Annotated in this window: 6 protein-coding genes; 3 read left to right on the top strand and 3 right to left on the bottom strand. The window is 71.6% G+C overall.

Going from position 1 to position 6,838, the window contains the following annotated elements; genetic code table 11:
- Positions 1 to 288: 288 nt before the first annotated feature.
- Genes ACFYST_RS32880 through ACFYST_RS32870 form a run of 3 tightly spaced genes read left to right on the top strand, consistent with a single transcriptional unit; the run spans position 289 to position 2,731 of the window.
- Positions 289 to 1,323, top strand: coding sequence for a hypothetical protein (locus ACFYST_RS32880; protein ID WP_387867689.1), 1,035 nt, complete (start codon positions 289 to 291; stop codon positions 1,321 to 1,323).
- Positions 1,320 to 2,057, top strand: a complete 738-nt coding sequence (locus ACFYST_RS32875; protein ID WP_387649374.1) for a DUF4166 domain-containing protein — start codon at positions 1,320 to 1,322, stop codon at positions 2,055 to 2,057. The genes ACFYST_RS32880 and ACFYST_RS32875 overlap by 4 nt, the downstream gene beginning before the upstream one ends.
- Before the next feature lie 32 nt (positions 2,058 to 2,089).
- Complete coding sequence (locus ACFYST_RS32870; RefSeq protein ID WP_387867687.1) at positions 2,090 to 2,731, top strand: TetR/AcrR family transcriptional regulator; 642 nt, start codon at positions 2,090 to 2,092, stop codon at positions 2,729 to 2,731.
- A gap of 59 nt (positions 2,732 to 2,790) precedes the next feature.
- On the opposite strand, the gene ACFYST_RS32865 is transcribed toward ACFYST_RS32870, so the two are convergent.
- The 3 genes from ACFYST_RS32865 to ACFYST_RS32855 all read right to left on the bottom strand — a co-directional run bounded on the left by ACFYST_RS32865 (position 2,791) and on the right by ACFYST_RS32855 (position 6,770).
- Complete coding sequence (locus tag ACFYST_RS32865) at positions 2,791 to 4,314, bottom strand: CoA-acylating methylmalonate-semialdehyde dehydrogenase (RefSeq protein WP_387649369.1); 1,524 nt, start codon at positions 4,312 to 4,314, stop codon at positions 2,791 to 2,793.
- 106 nt (positions 4,315 to 4,420) lie between these two features.
- Entirely contained in the window at positions 4,421 to 5,182 is a 762-nt protein-coding gene (locus ACFYST_RS32860) for a hypothetical protein (RefSeq protein ID WP_387867684.1), read from the bottom strand.
- A 73-nt stretch (positions 5,183 to 5,255) separates the two neighbouring features.
- Positions 5,256 to 6,770, bottom strand: coding sequence for a gamma-aminobutyraldehyde dehydrogenase (locus tag ACFYST_RS32855; RefSeq protein WP_387649363.1), 1,515 nt, complete (start codon positions 6,768 to 6,770; stop codon positions 5,256 to 5,258).
- Positions 6,771 to 6,838: the final 68 nt, after the last annotated feature.

Here is a 6,838-nt window from a genome sequence, read left to right as displayed (position 1 = left end):
ACAGCAAATACGAACGGAGACGCGAAAAGGACGCGACCCGTCACGGATCAACTGGGTGGTTCTCAGGGATTGGCCGCCCCGGGACCGTCCACACAGATTGCGTGTCCGGTGCTCCCTGCCGAGCGACCAGTGAACACTACGCCAGATCCGCCCCAGGTGCAAACACCTCCCGCGGGCACCCCGCCATCCACCCCGCAGCGCCAACTCTTGAGCAGTCGCTCAAACCTCTGCCATGATGGCCGCGCCAAGCGTTGAGCGATCGCTCAAACTCGGAACAGGGGGACATTCATGCCTGGTCAGGGGCGACGCCCGACCAAACCGATCTATGTGGAGCTGTCGATCCGCACGGATCTGGACACGCTCTGGGAGCTCACCCAGCGGCCGTGGCACCACCAGCGATGGGACGCCCGATTCAGCCGCATCGACTACCTGAACTCCCCGAGCGAGCAGGGCGAGCAGGGCGAGCAGGGCGCGCGGAGCGAGCAGGGCGCGCGGAGCGAGCACCCGCCCGAGTCCGGTGCGGAGAAGGGGACGGAGAAGGGGACGGCGGAGGGAGCGGAGCCGGTCCGGTTCCGGTACCTGCTGGGGCTGGCAAGCGGGCCGGCGCTGACGGGAAGCGGGGTCACCACGGCCGAGCGGCGGCGACCGGACGGGCAGCGGGTGAGTGCGTTGCGCTTCGCGTCCGACTCGGGCTGGTCCCCGCTGCGGGAGGGTGCGGGGTACTGGCGCTACCTGCCCAGCGGTTCCGAGGGCCCGGCGGCTGATGGGACGTCGGCGGACGGAGAGCCCCACGTCGCGTTCGTCACCGGCTACGACTACCGCAGTTGGCGTTGGCCCGGCGGTGCGCAGCTGGACCGCTGGCTGGTGCGGCCGTTCGTGGGGTGGCTGACGGCCTGGTCGTTCGACCGGCTGCGGCTGTGGGCGGAGCGCGGGATCTCGCCGGAGCGGGCGTTGTGGCACGGGCTGGCCGAGGTGGCGGTCCGGGCGGGAGCTGTGGTGCTGGCGGGGGTGGTGGATGCGGCGGTCACGGGGCAGGCCGTCGCGGGCGTGCTCACGGCGGGGGTGATGCTGGTGTTCGCGGCGCTCGTCCCGCCCTCGCCGCTCACTCCGGCTGCCCGCCGCTGTCGTCGTCGCCCGCGTCCGAGTGCTCGCGGCCGGGCCGCCGCCCGCGCACCCCGTCTCCTGACGGCGCTCGCCCCACCGTCCGACCGCTCCGCTCCTTCTACGAGTTCTACGAGTTCTACGAGTTCTACGAGCCGGAAGCACCTCTCCCCACGCCGACCCAGCAGGAACCTGGGCACGATCACCCTGGAGCAGCCATGACAGTCACCCTTGCCGTCACCGACCCGGCCGGCTCCCCCACCGCCGCGGCTCCGACTCGTTCGATCTTCCATGCGGCGCTCGGCGCGGACTTCGAGCGTCTGCACCCGGAGTTGCAGCGCCGGTTCGGCTTCTCCAGTGCGGACGGGATCGCCTGCATCGGCACGGGACGAATGGATCGGATCGAGCGCGGGTCGCGGCTGCTGGTGCCGTTTCTCCGTGTGGGGGCGCGCCGCAACATCCTGTTTCCGGAGCAGGGGCGGGACATTCCGTTCACGATCGCCAATTACGCGTACCGGGACGGGTTCGGGCGGGAGACGGTGACGTTCGTGCGGACGTTCCAGTTCACCCGGCCGCGGCGGTTCGACGCGACGATGGTCGCGGCGGCGGGCCGGCCGGGGACGGTGCTCGACTATCTGGGCACGCATCAGGAGCTGGCGGTGGATCTGCGGCTGGGGGTGACAGCGCGTGGCGGGTTGACGATCTCCTCGGCGGCGCAGCGCTTGGCGCCGCTGGTGGGGGCGCCGGTGGTGCCGGAGTTGCTGACGGGGCGGGCGGAGTTGCACGAGTGGTTCGACGACGAGGCGGGGCGGTTCCGGATCAAGGTGCGGGTGAGCAATCCGCTGGTGGGGCTGGTGCTGGGGTACCAGGGGTGGTTCACGGCGGAGTACCCGCGGGTGGGGGCGGAGGGGATTCCGCGCCATGTCCGTCCGGTGCGCGAGAGCTTCCGGATGTAGTGCGACAACGACCGGCGGCTACGCTGCGGCCCATGAGCGACACACGTGAGCGATTGATGGATGCGGCGATCAGTGCGCTCAAGCGGCAGGGGATCGCGGGGGTGTCGGCGCGGACCATCGCCGGGGAGATCGGGGCCAATCAGGCGCTGGTGTTCTACCACTTCAAGACGGTGGAGGGGCTGCTCGCTGCGGCGGCGCTGCGCGAGACGGGTCTGCGGCTGGAGCGGTACCGCGAGCGGTTCGCGGAGGTGCGGTCGCTGCGCGAGTTGCTGACGGTCGGCCGGGAGCTGCACGCGCGGGAGCAGGAGGAGGGGAACGTCGCGCTGCTGGAGCAGTTCCTGGCGGGGGCGAAGGGCTATCCGCAGCTGGCGGAGGTGACGGCCGAGGCGCTGCGACTGTGGACGGTGGAGATCGAGGCCGTCCTGGTCCGGCTGTTCGTCGGTCATCCGCTGGCGGAGTTCCTCGACCTGAAGGGGCTGGCGCAGGCGGTGACGGCCGGGTTCATCGGCCTGGAGCTGTACGACGGTGTGGACCCGGCGGGCGCGGCGGGCGCGTTCGGGGCGCTGGACCAGCTGGGGGTGCTGGTCGAGGTGGTGGACGGCCTCGGCCCGGTGGTGTCGCGGGCGGTGCGGGCGACGGTGCGCCGGCAGGTGAAGAACAACAGCACGGAATAGCGGAACGCCGAACGGCCGGCCCCGGGCAGGGGGCCGGCCGTTCGGCTCGTACGGCGTTCTCAGCTGTTGGTGGGGAAGCCGAGGTTGATGCCGCCGTGCGAGGGGTCGAGCCAGCGCTGGGTGACGGCCTTGCCGCGGGTGAAGAACTGGACGCCGTCGGCGCCGTACGCGTGGCTGTCGCCGAACAGCGAGGCCTTCCAGCCGCCGAACGAGTAGTAGGCGACGGGGACGGGGATCGGCACGTTGATGCCGACCATGCCGACCTCGACCTCGTTCTGGAAGCGCCGGGCCGCGCCGCCGTCGTTGGTGAAGATGGCGGTGCCGTTGCCGTACGGGTTGTTGTTGATCAGTTCCAGGCCCTCGTCGTAGGAGGGGACCCGGACGATCGACAGGATCGGGCCGAAGATCTCGTCGTTGTAGACGGACATGCCCGGCTTGACGTGGTCGAACAGGGTGGGGCCGAGCCAGAAGCCGTCGGCGGTGGGGGCGCCCGAGGCGTCCTCGCCGGTGATGGCGTGCTTGCGGCCGTCGACGGCGAGTTCGGCACCGTCGGCGACGCCGGACTCGACGTAGGAGGTGACCTTGTCGCGGTGCTGGCCGGTGACCAGCGGGCCCATCTCGGAGTCGCCGTTGCAGCCGGGGCCGACCTTGAGGGTGGCCATCCGCTCCTTGATCTTGGCGACGAGTTCGTCACCGATCGGGTCGACGGCGACGAGCACGGAGACGGCCATGCAACGCTCGCCGGCCGCGCCGAAGCCGGCGTTGATGGCGGCGTCGGCGGCCAGGTCGAGGTCGGCGTCGGGGAGCACCAGCATGTGGTTCTTGGCGCCGCCGAGGGCCTGCACGCGCTTGCCGTAGCGGGTGCCGGTCTCGTACACGTAGCGGGCGATGGGGGTGGAGCCGACGAAGGAGACCGACTTGATGTCGGGGTGCTCCAGCAGGCGGTCGACCGCGACCTTGTCGCCGTGCACGACGTTGAAGACGCCGTCGGGCAGGCCCGCTTCCTTCCACAGTTCGGCGATGAAGTTGGCGGCGGACGGGTCCTTCTCCGAGGGCTTCAGGACGACCGTGTTGCCGGCCGCGATCGCGATCGGGAAGAACCACATCGGCACCATGGCCGGGAAGTTGAACGGCGAGATGATCGCGACCGGGCCGAGCGGCTGGCGGATCGAGTAGACGTCGACGCCGGTGGAGGCCTGCTCGGTGAAGCCGCCCTTGATCAGCTGCGGGATGCCGCAGGCGTACTCGACGACTTCCTGGCCGCGGGCGAGCTCGCCGAGGGCGTCGGAGTGCACCTTGCCGTGCTCGGCGACGATGATCGCGGCGAGTTCGTCCTTGCGGGCATTGAACAGCTCGCGGAAGTTGAACAGCACCTGGGTGCGCTTGGCGATGGACGCCTTGCGCCAGCTGGTGAATGCCTGGGCGGCCGCGGCGACCGCCTGGTCGACCTCGGCGATCTCGGCGAAGTCGACCTGGCCGGTGGTCTGGCCGGTGGCCGGGTCGAAGATGTCGCCCCGGCGGGGCGCGGTTCCGGCGGTGGCGACGGGCTGGCCGCCGATCCAGTGCGTGATGTGCTTGCTCAAGGTCTCTGCCTCCGACTGTCCACGGACGTCCCGCGCTCGTTGTCCAGTCTGCTCCGCGTACTTGGTCCACTCAACGAGCACCCTGACGGAGAACCGCGATTCACCCTTACAGGTCGTCGGGAGCCTCGGAATTATCGTCGACGGCGTCCAGGTAGGGGTCGTGCAGCCCGTCGGCGAGTTCGGTGGTCTCCAGCAGGTCGAGCCGCAGGTCCTGGGCCCAGGTCTCGGCCCACCGCCGGATGTCGGCGGCGCCGGCCGGGAGCAGCGCGGCGGCGCTCTCCAGCCGGTCGGCGAGCATCCCGGGGGTGAACTCCTCGTCGAACGCGCCTGCCAGGGCGAGGAGTTGGCCTTCGCGCAGCCGGGCGGTCAGGGCGTGCAGGGCGAACAGGTCGGTGGGCAGCGCGCGTTCGCAGAGGGTGAGGACGGCGAGCGCGGCGGTGTCCTCCAGCGCGGCGACCGGAAGCGGGGCGCCGTCGGACAGCACCGGCGGGTGGCGCAGCGGTTCGCGCCGCAGTTCGATGCCGAGCGCGGGCCGGGCCGGGTCCGGGAGCCCGAGTCCTCCGGAGGCGGTGACGGCGAGTTGGTGGCGGCGGGCGGTGCCGGGGGTGTCCTCGGTGCGGTGTCCGGCGGCGCGCAGCGTTTCGGCGAGTCCGGTGGCGAGGTCGGCGAGCGGCGGGCCGCCGGCGCAGACCAGCAGCAGGTCGGTGCCGTGCAGCCGGACGGGCAGGCCGTGCAGCCGGAGCGCGTCGGCTCCGGCGAGTGCGAGGGCGTGCTGCAGGCAGTACGGCTGGGCGTCGGTGAGCAGCCGGGTGCGGTCGGCGTGCGGGTCCAGGGCGGGTGGCCCGGGGTCGGCGGTGCTGGTGTCCATGGGGACAGTGTGGGCCGCCCGGGCCGCCCGGTGCGGCGGCGCGGCTGCCCGACACGCTGCGCCGCCCGCGTGGTCAGCGGTCGCCGAAGATGGTGCGGTGCCAGTCCTTGCGGGCGACCGCGGTGGTGTCGAACATGACGTGCTTGACCTGGGTGTACTCGTCCAGCGAGTACTGCGACATGTCCTTGCCGTAGCCGGAGGCCTTGTATCCGCCGTGCGGCATCTCGCTGATGATCGGGATGTGGTCGTTCACCCAGACGCAGCCGGCGGCGATCTCCCGGGTGGCGCGCAGCGAGCGGTGGATGTCGCGGGTCCAGGCGGAGGCGGCCAGGCCGTAGGGGGTGTCGTTGGCGAGCCGCAGGCCCTCCTCGTCGCTGTCGAAGGGCAGCACGACGAGCACGGGACCGAAGATCTCGCCCTGGACGACCTCGCTGTCCTGGGCGGCGCCGGCGATCAGGGTGGGGCGGTAGTAGGCGCCGAGGGTGAGGTCGGTGCCGTCGTGGCCCTTGCCGTCGGCGGGGCCTCCGGTGACCACGGTGGCGTAGGCACGGGCGCGTTCGACGAAGCCGGCGACGCGGTCGCGGTGGGCGAAGGAGACCAGCGGGCCCAGGTCGGTCTGCGGGTTCATCGGGTCGCCGAGGCGGATCGCGGCGTACAGCTCGGCGACGCCGGCCACGAAGGCGTCGTACAGCGGGCGCTGGACGTAGGCGCGGGTGGCGGCGGTGCAGTCCTGGCCGCTGTTGATCAGCGAGCCGGCGACGGCGCCGTGCACGGCGGCGTCCAGGTCGGCGTCGTCGAAGACCACGAACGGGGCCTTGCCGCCGAGTTCGAGGTGGGTGCGCTTGACGGTGGCGGTGGCGATCTCGGCGACCCGCTTGCCGACGGCGGTGGAGCCGGTGAAGGACACCATGGCGACGTCGGGGTGGCCGATCAGATGCTCGCCGGCGGTGCGTCCGGCGCCGGTGATGACGTTGACGACGCCGTCGGGGATGCCGGCGTCGGTGCAGGCCCGGGCGAACATCAGCGAGGTGAGCGGGGTGAGCTCGGCGGGCTTGAGGACGATGGTGTTGCCGGCCGCGATGGCCGGGAGGATCTTCCAGGCGGCCATCTGCAGCGGGTAGTTCCACGGCGCGATGCTGCCGATCACGCCGATCGCCTCGCGGCGCACGTACGAGGTGTGGTCGCCGCTGTACTCGCCGGCGGCCTTGCCTTCGAGGTTGCGGGCGGCGCCGGCGAAGAACGCGGTGTTGTCGATGGTGCCGGGGACGTCGAACTCGGTGGACAGCTTGATCGGCTTGCCGGTCTGCGCGGTCTCCACCCGGGCGAACTGGCCGGCCCGCTCGCCGAGGATGCCGGCCAGCCGGTTCAGCGCCTCCGAGCGGGCGCCGGGGGTGGCGCCGGACCACTCGGGCAACGCGGCGCGGGCGGCGGCGACCGCGGCGTCGACATCGGCGGTGGTGGCGAGCTCGACCTGCTGGACGGTGCTGCCGTCGGCGGGGTTGACCACGCTGAACGGCTCACCGCCGGAGGCTCGGGTCAAGCGGCCCGCGATGTACTGCGCGCCGTCGTTGAAGCTGGTCAGGTCCATGAGTTGCCTCCATTGCCTACTCGACCCGGCCGACGATGCCTCGATTCGGGTGGCCGGGGCAAGCGTCA

The sequence above is a fragment of the Kitasatospora sp. NPDC004614 genome (assembly GCF_042873675.1).
In the GTDB taxonomy this organism is placed as follows: Bacteria; Actinomycetota; Actinomycetes; order Streptomycetales; family Streptomycetaceae; genus Kitasatospora.
This window is presented reverse-complemented; position numbering and strand designations above follow the sequence as displayed.